General features: G+C 72.6%; 17 protein-coding genes. 14 read left to right on the top strand and 3 right to left on the bottom strand.

The window, feature by feature from the left end:
- Positions 1–177: 177 nt before the first annotated feature.
- Together M1L56_RS09855 and M1L56_RS09860 are read right to left on the bottom strand one after the other, a co-directional pair.
- Positions 178–921, bottom strand: a complete 744-nt coding sequence (locus tag M1L56_RS09855; protein ID WP_248599093.1) for a LytTR family DNA-binding domain-containing protein — start codon at positions 919–921, stop codon at positions 178–180.
- Positions 918–2,144 carry a sensor histidine kinase gene (locus tag M1L56_RS09860; RefSeq protein WP_248599094.1) on the bottom strand — a complete coding sequence of 409 codons (1,227 nt, stop codon included), beginning with the start codon at positions 2,142–2,144 and terminating at the stop codon, positions 918–920. Before M1L56_RS09860 ends, M1L56_RS09855 begins: the two co-directional genes overlap by 4 nt.
- 180 nt (positions 2,145–2,324) lie before the next feature.
- Between M1L56_RS09860 and M1L56_RS09865 the strand changes: the two genes are divergently transcribed.
- From M1L56_RS09865 to M1L56_RS09930, 14 genes are all read left to right on the top strand, one after another.
- On the top strand, positions 2,325–2,702 hold the full coding sequence (locus M1L56_RS09865; protein WP_067948347.1) for a DUF485 domain-containing protein: 378 nt from the start codon (positions 2,325–2,327) through the stop codon (positions 2,700–2,702).
- Complete coding sequence (locus M1L56_RS09870) at positions 2,702–4,315, top strand: cation acetate symporter (protein ID WP_248599095.1); 1,614 nt, start codon at positions 2,702–2,704, stop codon at positions 4,313–4,315. The genes M1L56_RS09865 and M1L56_RS09870 overlap by 1 nt, the downstream gene beginning before the upstream one ends.
- A 298-nt stretch (positions 4,316–4,613) precedes the next feature.
- Complete coding sequence (locus M1L56_RS09875; protein ID WP_308198845.1) at positions 4,614–5,603, top strand: DMT family transporter; 990 nt, start codon at positions 4,614–4,616, stop codon at positions 5,601–5,603.
- A 67-nt stretch (positions 5,604–5,670) separates the two neighbouring features.
- On the top strand, positions 5,671–6,030 hold the full coding sequence (locus M1L56_RS09880; RefSeq protein WP_067948344.1) for a GntR family transcriptional regulator: 360 nt from the start codon (positions 5,671–5,673) through the stop codon (positions 6,028–6,030).
- Positions 6,027–6,932, top strand: coding sequence for an ABC transporter ATP-binding protein (locus tag M1L56_RS09885; protein WP_248599096.1), 906 nt, complete (start codon positions 6,027–6,029; stop codon positions 6,930–6,932). The genes M1L56_RS09880 and M1L56_RS09885 overlap by 4 nt, the downstream gene beginning before the upstream one ends.
- Positions 6,929–7,702, top strand: a complete 774-nt coding sequence (locus tag M1L56_RS09890) for a hypothetical protein (RefSeq protein WP_248599097.1) — start codon at positions 6,929–6,931, stop codon at positions 7,700–7,702. Before M1L56_RS09885 ends, M1L56_RS09890 begins: the two co-directional genes overlap by 4 nt.
- Positions 7,703–7,893: 191 nt before the next feature.
- On the top strand, positions 7,894–8,103 hold the full coding sequence (locus M1L56_RS09895; protein WP_067948338.1) for a heavy-metal-associated domain-containing protein: 210 nt from the start codon (positions 7,894–7,896) through the stop codon (positions 8,101–8,103).
- 137 nt (positions 8,104–8,240) lie between these two features.
- A complete protein-coding gene (locus M1L56_RS09900; RefSeq protein WP_248599098.1) occupies positions 8,241–9,089 on the top strand; it encodes a hypothetical protein in 849 nt (282 codons plus the stop codon).
- Positions 9,086–11,377, top strand: coding sequence for a cation-translocating P-type ATPase (locus tag M1L56_RS09905; protein ID WP_248599099.1), 2,292 nt, complete (start codon positions 9,086–9,088; stop codon positions 11,375–11,377). Before M1L56_RS09900 ends, M1L56_RS09905 begins: the two co-directional genes overlap by 4 nt.
- 106 nt (positions 11,378–11,483) lie before the next feature.
- A complete protein-coding gene (locus M1L56_RS09910; protein ID WP_067948483.1) occupies positions 11,484–11,777 on the top strand; it encodes a chorismate mutase in 294 nt (97 codons plus the stop codon).
- The gene (locus tag M1L56_RS09915) at positions 11,774–12,742 is read left to right on the top strand and encodes an SDR family NAD(P)-dependent oxidoreductase (RefSeq protein WP_248599100.1); all 969 of its coding nucleotides are present in this window, start codon (positions 11,774–11,776) and stop codon (positions 12,740–12,742) included. Before M1L56_RS09910 ends, M1L56_RS09915 begins: the two co-directional genes overlap by 4 nt.
- Positions 12,739–12,957 carry a hypothetical protein gene (locus M1L56_RS09920; RefSeq protein WP_067948331.1) on the top strand — a complete coding sequence of 73 codons (219 nt, stop codon included), beginning with the start codon at positions 12,739–12,741 and terminating at the stop codon, positions 12,955–12,957. The genes M1L56_RS09915 and M1L56_RS09920 overlap by 4 nt, the downstream gene beginning before the upstream one ends.
- Positions 12,954–13,373 (top strand): pilus assembly protein CpaE, encoded by a 420-nt coding sequence (locus M1L56_RS09925; protein WP_248599101.1) that lies wholly within the window; start codon positions 12,954–12,956, stop codon positions 13,371–13,373. Before M1L56_RS09920 ends, M1L56_RS09925 begins: the two co-directional genes overlap by 4 nt.
- A 247-nt stretch (positions 13,374–13,620) precedes the next feature.
- Positions 13,621–14,163 carry a hypothetical protein gene (locus M1L56_RS09930; RefSeq protein WP_248599102.1) on the top strand — a complete coding sequence of 181 codons (543 nt, stop codon included), beginning with the start codon at positions 13,621–13,623 and terminating at the stop codon, positions 14,161–14,163.
- A gap of 12 nt (positions 14,164–14,175) precedes the next feature.
- Here M1L56_RS09930 and M1L56_RS09935 read toward each other — a convergent pair whose 3' ends face one another.
- On the bottom strand, positions 14,176–15,018 hold the full coding sequence (locus tag M1L56_RS09935) for an NUDIX domain-containing protein (RefSeq protein WP_248599103.1): 843 nt from the start codon (positions 15,016–15,018) through the stop codon (positions 14,176–14,178).
- Between the last annotated feature and the right edge of the window lie 93 nt (positions 15,019–15,111).

Consider the following 15,111-nt stretch of genomic DNA (forward strand, 5'->3'; position numbering starts at 1 on the left):
AGGGGCGAGCGGATGCCGCGGGCGCGGGAGTGCGCGGGGCGGTGACGCGGACGCGGGCCGGTCTCGATACGGGCGCTTCGCGTCCTACTCGACCACCGGCGGGTGGTTCGGGTCCTCCGCGACCACCGGGGGGCGCTTCGCGTCCTCCTCGACCACCGGGGGGCGCCTCGTCGTCGGTCACGGCCGGGCCCGCGGGGTCACCTGGTCGAGCCGCTCCCGGAGCCCCGGCAGCAGTCGACGGCTCACCGGCAGCTCCGCCTGCCCCACCACGACCGTGGGGCGCTCGCCGCCGAGCCGGACGCGCGTCACGTGGGGGAGCGCCACCAGGTACGAGCGGTGCACGCGCACGAAGCCCGCCTCCGCCCACTGCCGCTCGAGATCGGCCATCGGCACGCGCACGAGGTAGCTCGCCTCGTCGGTGTGCAGGCGCGCGTAGTCGCCCTGCGCCTGCACGTACCGCACGTCGTCGCGGCGGATCATCCGGGTCGTGCCGCCGAGCGTCACGGCGATCATCTCGGGGCGCTTCGCCGCGGGATCCGTCGCCCCCGGCTGGGCCTGCCGCATCGCCTCGACGACGCGCGTGACCGACCGCTGCAGGCGCTCGGTGCGCACGGGCTTCAGCAGGTAGTCGACGGCCGCGAGGTCGAACGCCTCGAGCGCCCCCTCCTCGTCGGCCGTCACGAAGACGAACGCGGGCCTGTGCTCGAACCGCTGCAGCGCTCGCGCCAGGTCGAAGCCCGACAGTCCCGGCATGTGGATGTCGAGGAACGCCGCGTCGACGGGTTCGCGCGTGAGGATCCGGATGGCCTCCGAGCCGGAGTTCGCGCGGTGGATCGTGCCGATCCGCGGGTCCTGGCCGAGCAGGAACGCGAGCTCGTCCACGGCGGGCTGCTCGTCGTCGGCGATGAGGACCGAGATCACGGCACCAGTCTCCCATCCGGCTCGCCGCGCGTGGCGACGTCGACGGATGCCGCGGCCCGGCCGGGCTGCGACTTCGGCACGCGCATCCGCACGAGCGTGCCCGCGCCCACGTTCGTCTCGACGACGAGTCCGTGCTCGTCGCCGTACACCTGCCGGAGTCGGGCGTCGACGTTGCGCAGGCCTACGTGCTCACCCGGTGGGCCGCCCGCGAGCACCTCGGCGAGCCGTTCGGGGTCGATGCCGACGCCGTCGTCCTCGACGGTGATCTCGGCGAACGCGCCGGCGTCCTGCGCGGTGATCGTGATGCGGCCCCCGCCCTCCTTCGCCTCGAGGCCGTGCCGTACGGCGTTCTCGACCAGCGGCTGCATCGACAGGAACGGGATCACCGTCGAGAGCACCTCGGGCGCGACCTGCAGGGTCACCCGCAGGCGATCGCCGAACCGGGCCCGTTCCAGCTTCAGGTACGAGTCGATCGAGCGGAGTTCCTCGGCGACGGTCGTGAAGTCGCCGGCGCGGCGGAAGGAGTACCTCGTGAAGTCGGCGAACTCGAGCACGAGGTCGCGCGCCTTGGCCGGGTCGGTGTTGATGAACGAGGCGATGGCGTTCAGGGAGTTGTAGATGAAGTGCGGGCTGATCTGCGCGCGCAGGGCCCGGACCTCCAGCTCGGCGAGCGCCGCCCGCGAGGCGTCGAGCTCCCCGAGCTCGACCTGCGCCGCGACCCAGTCGGCGACCTCGCCCGTCGCCCGCGCGAGACCGGCCCGGACACGGGGCGCGAAGGCGACCACGGCGCCGACGACCTCGCCGCCCGCGAGGATCGGCGCGGCCGCGGCATCCGTCTCGCCCGAGGGCGACGCGAGGCGCCGCTCGACGTGCGGACGCGCCGAGCCCACCGCCTCCTCCGCGAGGCGCTCCGCCGTGGGCAGCAGCGCCTCGTCGCCGTCGGCCGCGGCTGGACCGCCCGACATCACGAGGGCCAGCGTGTCGGCGCCGAGCATGGCGCGCAGGTGCCGGGCGGCCCTGGTGGCATCCGCCGCACTCATGTCGCCGCGCAGGTGCTTCGCCGCGCTCGAGGCCAGGTGAAGGGTCTGGTACGTCGCCCGTTCGGCGTCGGTGCCGAGCTCCTTCGACTGCACCGCGAACCGCCGCAGCAGCACGACGACCCCGACGGCGAGCGCCCCGGCGACGACGCCGGCAGCGGCGACGAGCAGCATCGACTCGGGCATGCAGGTCACTGTAGCCGTCGTTCGTCGCCGTGCTCCGCCGTTCGTCGCACCGCTTCCGCCGTTCGCCGACGACGAGCGGTCGACGCCCCCGGCGCGTCCCCGGCTTCGTCAGCATGGACGGATCGCGACCGCAGCGACGCGGGCCACGGCCCCGCCGCACCCCCTCGAAGGAGAGACGCCATGGGCAACGAGGCCCTGAGCGCGGACGTCGACCTGAGCCACGTCGACTATCCCGCAGTGCAGCAATCACCAGAATTCCAAGAGCTCCGGAGCACGCACCGGCGCTTCGTTTTCCCCGTGCTCGGAGCCTGCCTGGCCTGGTACCTGGCCTATGTGCTCCTCGCCGTCTACGCGGTCGACTTCATGTCCACGCGCGTGTTCGGCAGCATCAACGTCGCCATGCTCCTCGGGCTCGCCCAGGTGGTCACGACGTTCGCCGTGACCATGTGGTACGTCAGCTTCGCGAACAAGCACCTCGACCCGAAGGCCGAGCGGATCCGCGACGAGATCGAGACGGGCGTGTTCCTCGACCGCGCCGACGAAGGGGTGGTGCGCTGATGTTCCGGTTCGAAGCGGCAGCCGCCTCACCCGGCGAGCCCTGGCTCAACATCGCCATCTTCGGCGCGTTCGTCGCCGTCACGATGGTCATCGTGTTCCGCGCCAGCCGGAACAACCGCACCGCAGCCGACTACTACGCCGCCGGGCGCTCCTTCACGGGCGGGCAGAACGGTTCGGCCATCGCCGGCGACTACCTCTCGGCGGCGTCCTTCCTCGGCATCGTCGGCGCGATCGCGATGACCGGCTACGACGGGTTCCTGTACTCGATCGGCTTCCTCGTGGCCTGGCTCGTCGCCCTGCTGCTCGTCGCCGAGCTGCTCCGCAACACGGGCAAGTTCACGATGGCCGACGTGCTGTCGTTCCGCCTGAAGCAGCGCCCGGTGCGCATCGCCGCGGCGACCACGACCCTCGTCGTGTGCTTCTTCTACCTCCTCGCCCAGATGGCCGGCGCGGGCGGCCTGGTGTCGCTCCTGCTCGGCATCGGCGACCAGGTCGGCCAGGCGCTCGTCATCACGGTCGTCGGCGGGCTCATGATCCTCTACGTGCTCGTCGGCGGCATGAAGGGCACCACCTGGGTGCAGATCATCAAGGCCGTGCTGCTGATCGCCGGTGCCGGGCTCATGACGGTCTGGGTGCTCGCGATGTACGGCTTCAACTTCTCGACGCTGCTCGACCGCGCGGTCGAGGTCGCGGAGAACCCGGCGATCCTCGACCCGGGCCTGAAGTACGGCGTCTCGGAGATCGCCAAGGTCGATTTCGTGTCGCTCGGCCTCGCCCTCGTGCTCGGCACCGCCGCCCTGCCGCACGTGCTCATGCGGTTCTACACCGTGCCCACGGCGAAGGAGGCGCGCAAGTCGGTCGTCTGGGCGATCTGGCTCATCGGCATCTTCTACGTGTTCACGCTGGTCCTCGGCTACGGCGCTGCGGCGCTCGTCGGTCCCGAGGTCATCGCCGCGGCACCCGGCGGCCCGAACTCGGCGGCACCGCTGCTCGCGTTCTCGCTCGGCGGGCCGCTGCTGCTCGGCCTCATCTCGGCGGTCGCGTTCGCGACGATCCTCGCGGTCGTCGCGGGCCTCACGATCACGGCGGCGGCCTCGTTCGCGCACGACATCTACGCGTCGGTCGTGAAGAAGGGCAAGCCCGAGCCGGGCGCCGAGGTCAAGGTCGCCCGCCGCACCGTGGTGATCATCGGCGTCGTCGCCATCATCGGCGGCATCGGCGCCAACGGCCAGAACATCGCGTTCCTCGTGGCGCTGGCGTTCGCGGTCGCGGCATCCGCCAACCTGCCCACGATCGTCTACTCGCTCTTCTGGAAGCGGTTCACCACCCGCGGCGCGCTGTGGAGCATGTACGGCGGCCTGATCTCGGCGATCGTGCTCATCGCGTTCTCGCCGGTCGTGTCGGGCTCGGAGACCTCGATGCTGAAGACGGACGCGATCGACTTCGCGATCTTCCCGCTGTCGAATCCGGGCATCGTGTCCATCCCGCTCGCCTTCCTGCTCGGCTGGATCGTCAGCGTCATCGACAACCGCCGCGAGGACGCCCTCAAGCAGGCCGAGATGGAGGTGCGCTCGCTCACCGGGGTCGGCGCCGAGAAGGCGGTGAGCCACTAGGCTCCGCCGGCCGTCTGGGCGGGAAGCCGGGCGGCCGGCGGGATCGACTGCGACGGGGTGGGAATGCCTGCCCTGGCCTCGTCGCCGGCACGACGGGGGCGGATGCGACGGACCGACGGTCCGGCATCCGCCCCCGTTGCGCTGCGCCCGGACGTGCCGCGGGACGCTGGCACCCGCCCGCATCGGCGGCGACGGCGACCGTGGCGACGGTGATCGAGGCTGCCAACGTTCGGCGGGTTCCGGACATCGCGTCCGGATCCCCTCGTGGAGCGGCACGGGGCGGACGTACCGTGAGCCCGTGAGCACGCCCACCCCGACTTCCACGTCCGTCCGTTCGCAGGCCGGCCCCGCGGCATCCGTCGACCGCCGACCCGGCGGCGGGGTGCGCACCTGGGTGCAGTTCCTCGCGGCGGGCCTCGTCTGGGGCGCGAGCTTCCTGTTCATCGCGGTCGCGCTCACGGGACTCTCGTTCACCCAGGTGGCGTGGGCGCGGATCGTGCTCGGCGCGCTGACGCTCGGCGTCGTCGTGCTGGTCGCACGCCCGCGCGTGGCCGGCGGGCCGGTGCTGCCGCGCGAACCGGTGGTGTGGCTGCACTTCCTCGTGATCGGCGTCGCCGGGTGCGTCGTGCCGTTCCTGCTGTTCTCGTGGGCGCAGCAGACCGTGACCTCGAGCCTCGCGTCCATCCTCAACGCCACCACGCCGATCATGACCGCCCTCATCGCGACGCTCGCGTTCCGCGTCGAGCGGCTCGACGCGTCGCGGTGGCTCGGGGTGGTCGTCGGCATCGTCGGGGTGGTCGTCATCATCGGACCGTGGCAGGCGGCGTTCGGCGGCGACCTCGCGGGCCAGCTCGCGATCCTCGGCGCGACCGCCTGCTACGGCGTGATGTTCGGGTACACGCGCCGGTTCCTGAGCGGCCGGCCGATCGCGGCGACGACGTTCGCGTTCCTGCAGGTGGGCATGGCGGGTGCCGTCATGCTGCTCCTCACGCCCCTGCTCGCCCTGGGTCCGGTGCGGCTGGATGTCGCCGTGGTGGTGTGCCTCGCGGTGCTCGGCATCGCGGGCACGGGCCTGGCGTACGTGTGGAACATCGCCGTGATCCGCGGCTGGGGCCCGACCAACGCCTCCACGGTCACGTACGTCACTCCGGTGGTCGGCGTGGTGCTCGGCGTGCTGATCCTCAGCGAGCCGCTCACCTGGAACGAGCCGGTGGGCGCACTCGTGGTGATGACCGGCATCCTCCTCGCGCAGGGGCGGGTGCGGATGCCGCGGCGCGCTCGCGCTTGACAGCGCCCGGTGTGCATGGTTGGTTAACTACTGAAGTAACTAACCAAGCAACCGGACCGGAGCACGAGTGGACGATTCACGGCCGATCTTCGTGCAGATCGCGGAGCAGATCGAGAACGACATCATCGACGGCGCCGTCGCGGAGGACGCCGCGATCCCGTCGATCAACGAGCTCGCCGCGTTCCACCGCATCAATCCGGCCACCGCGCTCAAGGGCGTGAACCGGCTCGTCGAGCAGGGCATCGTCGCCAAGCGGCGCGGCGTCGGCATGTTCGTCGTCCCCGGCGCACGCGCCCGGCTCATCGAACGACGGCGGGACGAGTTCGCCGCCGACTACCTCAGACCGCTCATCACCGAGGCCGCGAAGCTCGGCATCGGCATCGACGAGCTCGCGGGAATGCTCCGCGAGGAAAGGATCCTGTCATGACCACCACCGTCGCCCGAGCCCGCGGGCTCATGAAGCGCTACGGGTCCTTCACCGCCATCGACGGCATCGACCTCACGCTCGAAGAGGGCCGCATCTACGGCCTGCTCGGCCGCAACGGCGCGGGCAAGACGACGATCATGCAACTGCTCACGGGCCAGATCTTCCCGAACAGCGGCGAGCTCGAGGTCTTCGGCCGCGCGCCGGCCGAGCACGCCGAGGTGCTGCGCCGGCTGTGCTTCATCGCCGAGGCGCAGCGCTACCCCGAGGACTTCACCCCGGCGCACGTGCTGAGGTCCGCTCCCTGGTTCTTCGAGCACTGGGACGCCGCGTTCGCCGAGCGGCTCGTCGCCGACTTCCGGCTCCCGCTCAAGCGGCGCATCAAGAAGCTCTCCCGCGGCCAGCTCTCGGCCGTCGGCGTGATCGTCGGCCTCGCGAGTCGCGCACCGCTGACGTTCTTCGACGAGCCCTACCTGGGACTCGACGCGGTGGCGCGGCAGATCTTCTACGACCGGCTGCTCGAGGACTACGCCGAGCACCCGCGCACCATCGTGCTCTCGACGCACCTGATCGACGAGGTCGCGAACCTGCTCGAGCACGTCATCCTCATCGACCGAGGGCGGATCCTGCTCGACCGCGACGCCGACGAGGTGCGCGGTTCGGCGACGACGGTCGCGGGTCCGAGCACTGCGGTCGAGCGTTTCGTCGCCGATCGCCCGGTCATCGGTCGCGAGGCGATCGGCGGCCTCGCGTCCGCGACGATCGACGGCCGGCTCGACCGCGCCGACCGCCTGCGCGCGGCGGAGCTCGGCCTCGAGCTCGCGCCGGTGTCGCTCCAGCAGCTCATCGTCCACCTGACCGGCACGGAGCTCGCCGGCGCGCCCGAGAAGGAGGTCGCGGCATGACCGCCACCGCAACCGGCCCCGTGCGGGCCGCCACGACCGAGGCGGCGTCGCGCCTCCGACCGAACGAGGTCTGGCGCATCGTGCGCCTGCACGCGGTCAACCCGTCGATCTTCTTCGGCGTGCCGGCGATGGTGCTCGGCGGTGCGTGGGCGATCACGATGGTGATCGCGCTGATCCTGCTGGGATCCGGGGTCCCGATGGAGAACACGGGCTTCCGGTACAGCTGGGCGGTGCTCTCGCCGCAGTGGTATCTCATCGTGGTGGGCGTCCAGGCCGTGTCGTACACGTTCCCCTTCGCACTCGGCTTCGGTGCCACGCGCCGCGACTACTGGCTCGGCACGGGCCTGATGTTCGTCCTCGCCTCGGTGCTGTACGCGCTCGCGATCGCGACGCTGCTGCTGATCGAGCGTGCGACCGGAGGCTGGGGCATCGGCGCGGGGATGTTCGATGCGCTCTGGTACGTGGGTGCCGACTGGGCGACCGCGTTCTACTCGACCTTCGCCCTGCAGTTGCTGGTGCTGTTCATCGGAGCCGGGGTGACCACCGTCTTCATGCGGTGGCGCATGAAGGGGATGCTCACGCTGGCCGCCGGTGCGATGGCCCTGATCCTCGGCGTCATCGCCCTGCTGACGTTCACCGGGTCGTGGGAGCCGCTCGGCGACTGGCTGGGTTCGATCGGCGTGGTCGGGGTCTTCTCGCTCCTGCTCCTGACGGCGCTGGCCTGGGCCGGTGCGGGGTTCCTCGTGATCCGACGCGCCACGCCCCGGTAGGGGAGTCCGCGGCGGCGACCACGGCGCGGCATCCGTTCGGGGGAGCGGATGCCGCGCCGTTCGCCGTGCCGACAGGCGGGCCGACATTGCCGGGTCACCGGTTGCGGAATACCCCGGAGGGGTATACGGTTCAGGAGTTGCATACCCCATCCGGGTACTATCGAACCCGGTCCGACCACGAGGAGAACGAGATGACGCAGCGCGAGTACCAGGTGACCGGCATGACGTGCGGCCACTGCGAGCTCTCGGTACGCGAAGAGGTCGAGCAACTCACCGGCGTGACGGACATCCAGGTGTCCGCCGCATCCGGCACGCTCTCGATCACCGCGCCGTCCGACCTCGACGACGCCGGCGTGATCGCCGCGGTCGAGGAGGCCGGCTACTCCGCCGTGCGCGTCTGACGACGATGCACACGGCAGCCAGGCTGGGGCTGTTCGCGGCGGGCGCGGCGGCGGTCTTCACCGCCGCGTTCGTCGCCGCCCCTCTCGTCATCCCGGCCGATGCGTCGGCCGCATGGACCTCGAACGAGGATGACCACATGACCACCGCAGAACCGGGCCACGGCGACGAGCACACGGGCGCCGCGGCATCCGCCGACGACGTGCGCGGACTCGCCGTCTCGCACGCCGGCTACACCCTCACCGGCCTCCGCGCTCCGGCCTCACCGGGCGAGCAGGGCGAGCTCGCCTTCGGCATCACGGATGCCGCGGGCGCCCCGCTCACCGACTACGAGACTTCGCACGAGCGCGACCTGCATCTCATCGTGGTGCGCACCGACGGCGCGCACTTCCGCCACGTGCACCCCGTCATCGACGATCGCGGCGAATGGAGCCTGCCGTTCGCCTTCGATGCGGCCGGCACCTACCGCGTCTTCGCCGACTTCGTTCCGGCCGGGCACGGTGAGACGGTGACCCTCACGACCACGGTCGAGGTCGCGGGCGGGTTCGCGCCCGAGCCGCGCACGAGCGACGCGACCGGTGCGACGGTCGACGGCATCACCGTCGAGGTCGAGGGCGAGCTGGTCGCCGGAGCCGAGCGCGAACTCGTCTTCACCGTCACCCGCGACGGCGAGCCCGTCACGACGCTCGAGCCGTACCTCGGCGCATACGGACACCTCGTCGCGCTCCGCCAGGGCGACCTGGCCTACCTGCACGTGCACCCCATGGGCGAACCGGGCGACGGCGTCACCGAGGCCGGTCCCGAGATCTCGTTCATGGCGACCGCACCGACGGCGGGCCGCTACCTGCTCTACCTCGACGTGCAGCTCGACGGTGCCGTGCACTCCGTCCCGTTGGTGCTCACCGCCGGTGCGGGGTCGACGGATGCCGCCGGCGGGGCCACGCACGACGGCGCCCACGACGACGCCCACGGGGAGGCGGGCCGATGACCGACGTCACCGCATCCGGCGACCGCGTGATCGAGCTCGAGATCGGCGGCATGACCTGCGCCTCGTGCGCCATGCGCATCGAGAAGAAGCTGAACAAGCTCGACGGCGTCACCGCGACCGTCAACTACGCGACCGAGAAGGCCCGCGTGTCGGCTCCGGCCGGCGTGGGCGAGACCGAGCTCATCGCCGCGGTCGAGGCCGCCGGCTACCGGGCCGTCCCGCCCGCGCCGCCAGCCCCCGCTCCGGGCGAAGCCGGCGGCGCGCCATCCGACGCCACCGGCGAGACGCGTGCGGACGTCGAGCTGCGCTCGCTCCGGACGCGCCTCATCGCCTCGGTCGTGCTCGCGGTGCCGGTGATCCTCATCTCGATGATCCCGGCGCTGCAGTTCACCTCCTGGCAGTGGGCCACCCTCGCGCTCGCCGCGCCCGTCGTCACGTGGGCGGCCTGGCCGTTCCACCGGGCGGCGTTCGTGAACCTGCGCCATGGCGCCGCGACCATGGACACGCTCATCTCGCTCGGCGTGAGCGCGGCGTTCGCCTGGTCGCTGTACGCGCTGTTCCTCGGCACCGCCGGCGAGCCCGGCATGGTGCACGCGTTCGAGCTGACCGTCGCGCCGAGCGACGGCGCGTCGAACCTGTACCTCGAGGTCGCGGCGGGCGTCACGATGTTCGTCCTCCTCGGCCGCTACCTCGAGAAGCGGTCCAAGCGCGCCGCGGGCGCCGCCCTGCGCGCGCTCCTCGAGCTGGGGGCGAAGGAGGTCGCGGTCCTCCGCGACGGGACCGAGGTCCGCATCCCGGTCGACGAGCTCGCGGTCGGCGACGAGTTCGTCGTGCGCCCGGGCGAGAAGATCGCGACCGACGGCACCGTCGTCTCCGGCCGCAGCGCGGTCGACGCCTCGCTCGTCACGGGCGAGTCGGTCCCGGTCGAGGTCGAGGTCGGCGACGCCGTCGTCGGCGCCACCGTCAACGCCGGCGGCCGGCTGGTCGTCCGCGCGACCCGCGTCGGCGCCGACACGCAGCTCGCGCAGATGGCGCGGCTCGTCGAGGACGCGCAGGCCGGCAAGGCCGAGGTGCAGCGGCTCGCCGACCGCATCTCGGGGGTCTTCGTGCCCGTCGTGATCCTCATCGCCGCCGGAACCCTGGGCGCGTGGCTCGGGGGCGGATTCCCGCCGGCCGCCGCGTTCACCGCCGCGGTCGCGGTGCTCATCATCGCCTGCCCCTGCGCGCTGGGGCTCGCGACGCCCACCGCGCTGCTCGCCGGCACGGGCCGCGGAGCCCAGCTCGGCGTGCTCATCACGGGCCCCGAGGTGCTCGAGTCCACGCGCCGCGTCGACACGATCGTGCTCGACAAGACCGGCACAGTGACCAGCGGGCGGATGTCGCTCGCCGGGGTCCACCCCGCCGAGGGCGTCGACGAGGCCGAGCTGCTGCGCCTCGCGGGCGCGCTCGAGCACGCCTCCGAGCACCCCGTCGCGAAGGCGGTCGCCGACGCTGCCGCGGCCCGCGTCGGCGCCCTGCCCGCGCCCGAGTCCTTCGAGAACCGCCCGGGCCTCGGCGTGCACGGCGTGGTCGACGGGCACCTCGTGCTCGTCGGTCGACCCGCGCTGCTCGCCGAGTGGTCGATCGAGCCCGACGCCCGCGTCGCGGCATCCGTCGCCGCCGCGGAGGCCGAGGGGCGCACCGCCGTCGTCGTCGCGTGGGACGGCGCCGTGCGCGGCGCGCTCACCGTCGCCGACGCGATCAAGCCGACGAGTGCCGACGCGGTCGCGAAGCTGCGCGGCCTCGGACTCGAGCCGATCCTGCTCACGGGCGACAACGAGACGGTGGCGCGACGCGTCGCCGCCGAGGTCGGCATCGAGCGGGTGATCGCCGAGGTGCTGCCCGCCGACAAGGTCGCCGTGGTCGCCCGCCTGCAGGACGAGGGGCGCACGGTCGCGATGGTCGGCGACGGCGTGAACGATGCCGCCGCGCTCGCGCAGGCCGACCTGGGGATCGCGATGGGCACGGGCAGCGACGTCGCCATCGAGGCGGCCGACCTCACGCTCGTCCGGGGCGACCTGCTGGCCGCGGTCGACGCCATCCGGCTCGCACGGCGGACGCTCCGCGTCATCAAGGGCAACCTGTTCTGGGCGTTCGCCTACAACGTCGCGGCCATCCCGCTCGCGGCGCTCGGCCTGCTGAACCCGATGCTCGCCGGGGCGGCGATGGCGTTCTCGAGCGTGTTCGTGGTCGCCAACAGCCTCCGGCTGCGGGCATTCCGGTCCAGCGCCGGAGGCGTCCGGCCCTGACACGCCGTAGGGTCGAAGCATGACCGCCGAGACCTCCGACCGCGCCGCCGACCCCGCCCCCGCCGTGCCCGGGGTCGGCGGCGCCATCGACGAACGCGACGCGGCGATGAGCGAGCTGCTCGGCATCCGCTCGAGCATCGACAACATCGACGCGGCCCTCATCCACCTGCTCGCCGAGCGGTTCAAGTTCACCCAGCAGGTCGGCCGCCTGAAGGCCCGCCACGGACTCCCCCCGAGCGACCCCGACCGCGAGAAGCGCCAGATCGCACGGCTGCGGGCGCTCGCTGAAGATGCCCACCTCGACCCCGCGTTCGCGGAGAAGTGGTTCAACTTCGTCGTCGCCGAGGTCATCCAGCACCACGAGGAGCTCGCGGGCACCGGCGGGTCGGACGAACTGTGACCTGGTACCCGACGTCCGTCCCGTCGCAGGCGGGCCGTTCGGTGCTCGTCACCGGCGCGAACGCGGGCCTCGGGTTCTTCACGTCCGCCCGGCTCGCGAAGGCCGGGGCGCACGTGGTCCTCTCCGGACGCGACCCCGACCGGTTGGCCGCGGCCGTCGCGGCGATCCGCGGGCGCATCCCCGCGGCATCCGTCGAGACCCTCGTCATCGACGTCGCCTCGCTCGACTCGGTGCGTGCCGGCGTCGACCGTCTGCTCGACCGGGCGCCGCTCGACACCGTCGTGCTGAACGCGGGCATGGTGCACACGCCCGCCACCCGCCACGAGAGCGTCGACGGTCACGAACTCGTGCTCGCCACGAACGTGCTCGGTCACTTCGCGCTGCTCGCGGGCACGCTGCCGCACCTCGCGCCGGCCGCCCGCGTCATCACGATCGGATCGCTCTCCACGCGACTGTCGACCTTCCGCACCGACGATCTCCAGCTGCGCCGGTCGTACGACGCGTGGCGCGCGTACGCGCAGTCGAAGATCGCGGCGTCCGCGCTCGCGTTCGAGCTCGACCGGCGGCTGCGCCGTGCAGCGACGGATGCCGCGGAGTCGGTCGGCGCCGCATCCGTCACGCCGCGCGTGCACAGCCTCATCGCCCACCCCGGCTACTCCATCTCGGGTCGCACCCCGCGCGTGCCCGGCGTGAACGAGCCGACGCGCGTCGAGCGGTTCGCCGACGCGCTGCAGTCCCCGTTCGCGCAGGGCAAGCATAGCGGCGCCGACGTGATCGTGCACGCGGCCGCCGCCGACGACGTCGAGGGCGGGCAGTTCTGGGGGCCGCGGTACGAGGTGAAGGGCCCTCCGTCGCTCGGCACCCCGACCCGGACGTCGCGCGACCCGGGTATCGGCGCCGCCGTGTGGGCGTTCGCGGAAGAGGCCGTCGGCGCGGCGTTCGACGTCGAGGCGGTCGGCCGATGATCCGGAACCTGGTCGGGCGCTGGTGGTCGTCGCCGCGCACGCGGCTCCGGATCGCGCGCGTGCTCGTCGTCGCGGGCATCGTGCTGGTGCTCGTCGCGTTCGCGACCACCCGGTGGGGGTTCGTCTTCGCGGGCATCCTCCTGATCGGCTTCGGCGCCGCGGCCGGCCCCGCACGCATCCGGCCGCGCGGCGGCCCGGCGGAGCCGCCGCGATGATCAGCCGCGAACTCGCCCTCCAGCTGCGCGACGCCGGCCTGGTCTGGCATCCGGAGTCGGGCGACCGATTCCAGCTCGACCTGCCGAGCCACGTGGAGGCCGACGTCGAAGCCGACACGTTCACGGTCTCGGACATGACGATCGAGACCCACCGCTACCCGACCGGGACCATCCTCGGCTTCAACGGCACCACCGAGTGGGCGCTCGACTCCGTCGCGATCGCCGACGCGGTGTGGCTCCCGCGAGAGGACCAGCTGCGCGAGCTGCTCCGCGCCACGTTCCGCGGGCTGCGGCGCCTGCCCGACGCGTTCGAGGTGGAGATCGAGCTCGACGGCGCGACCCGCCGCTTCGAGCACCCCGATCCCGCCGAGGCCTACGGGCTCGCGCTCCTCGCCCTGATCGAACGCACCCGCTGACCCCGCTCGCGCGGCGGTTCGCCTCGTGCTCGGCGGTTCGCCTCGTGCTCGGCGGTTCGCCTCGTGCTCGCCGGCGCCGAGTGTCCAACGGATGCGGGTACGAACCGGATGAGGCGGCATCCGTTGGACACTCGTCATCGGGGACGGGGCGAGCGGATGGCGATGCCGCGGACCCGAGGGGTCGCAGCTTCACGACCTGATGGGGCGGTCCCCATCGCGCGTGCGATGCGTGCGTAGGCTCGTCGGCATGGACACTGCGGATGCCTCCGCGGCCGTCGCGCGGGCGCGCGAGGCCGTCGACCGGGCCGTGCGCGAGCTCGCCGCGGCATCCGCCCGCACCGAGACGCTGGCCGAGTACGTGCCGGCGCGACGCGTGCTCGGCGTGCCGCGCGCCCCGCGCATGTCGCCCATCGGCCCCGTGTGGCGCCTCGGCGTGCTGCTGCTCGACGCCGACGGGCGCCTGTACGCGACCGGCCGGGTGATCCGCGCCGAGCGACCTGTGCGGAAGAGCGTCATCGCGGAGTCCGTCGCCGAGCACCGCGCCTACCGCGCCGCGGCGGTGAAGGGCGGCATCCCCGAGGGCGCGACCGTGGTCTTCGACGCCGCGCCGCTCGAACTCGACGAAGCGGCGCTCACGGCCGGATCGGGTCCGCTCGCGCTCATCGACGGACCCGAGGGCGCCGTGGTGGCCGTGCGGTGGAACCCCTCGACGGCCGGGGCGCTCATGCCGCTCGAGCCGTACCTCGCCGAGCGGGTCGAACTGCTCGTCGGGCCCACGCAGGGAGCCTGACCGGGGGAGCGCTCAGAAGCCGAACGCCGTCACGGCGGGCAGGCCGCCGTCGCGCCAGCCCTCGAGGGCGTACCGCTCGTGGTGCACGAGCCGCTCGGGCAGGGCGTCGAGCGCGAACCACTCGAGCGCGCTCGCCTTGTCGGCCTCCTGCAGCGACGGGATGCCGCGCCATGAGCGGGTGACGAAGAACACGTCGAGCCGCTGGTCGACGGGCAACCCGGTCGGTGCCGTGCGGTGCATCGCCGTGACCGGCTCGAGGTCGCCCTCGTCGACCTCGACGCCGAGTTCTTCGAGGGTCTCCCGGACGGCGCCCGCGAGCACCGACTCGCCCGGATCGACGTGGCCTGCGGCGGAGGCCGCCCACCAGCCGTCGTAGTACCCGGTGCCCTCGCGCTGCTGCAGCAGCACCCGGTCGCCGTCGACGAGGAAGACGTACGCGGCTGGGATGAGCGCGAACGACCCGTGCGCGGCGGCGTACTCGGCGGGATAGGACTGCGGTTCGTCGCCCGGATCGGGCTCCGGCGCGTGCGCCGCCGCCCCCGGTTCGAAGTGGGCCGCGAGGTTCACGAGGGAGGACGTGAGCCCTTCGGCGTGGTCGCGAGCTCGGACCCCGTCGGGCACGTCGCGCGCCGCGAACTCGACGAGCGTGCCCCCGGGCGTGCTGCGGAGGCTCCACGTCATCCGCATCGTGCCGCCGAACGCCGGGTCGTCGGACTCGAAGTCGACGAGCTGCTCGATCAGTTCGCCGGGCACCGGCGGCAGCCAGGCGAGGAGCGCGTCGGGATCCACGAGGGCGGCGAACACAGCCTCGCGATCGGCGTGGATCAACAGGCTCGCGAGGTCCGTCCGACTCATGCGGCGACCCTACCGGGTGCCGCCGAACAGCGGTTCTGCTACTCTCGACGACCGTGTCATGCATGGCCTTCCAGATGATCATCCGGCCCCGCA

The sequence above is a fragment of the Agromyces sp. C10 genome (assembly GCF_023217995.1).
Taxonomy (GTDB): domain Bacteria; phylum Actinomycetota; class Actinomycetes; order Actinomycetales; family Microbacteriaceae; genus Agromyces; species Agromyces indicus.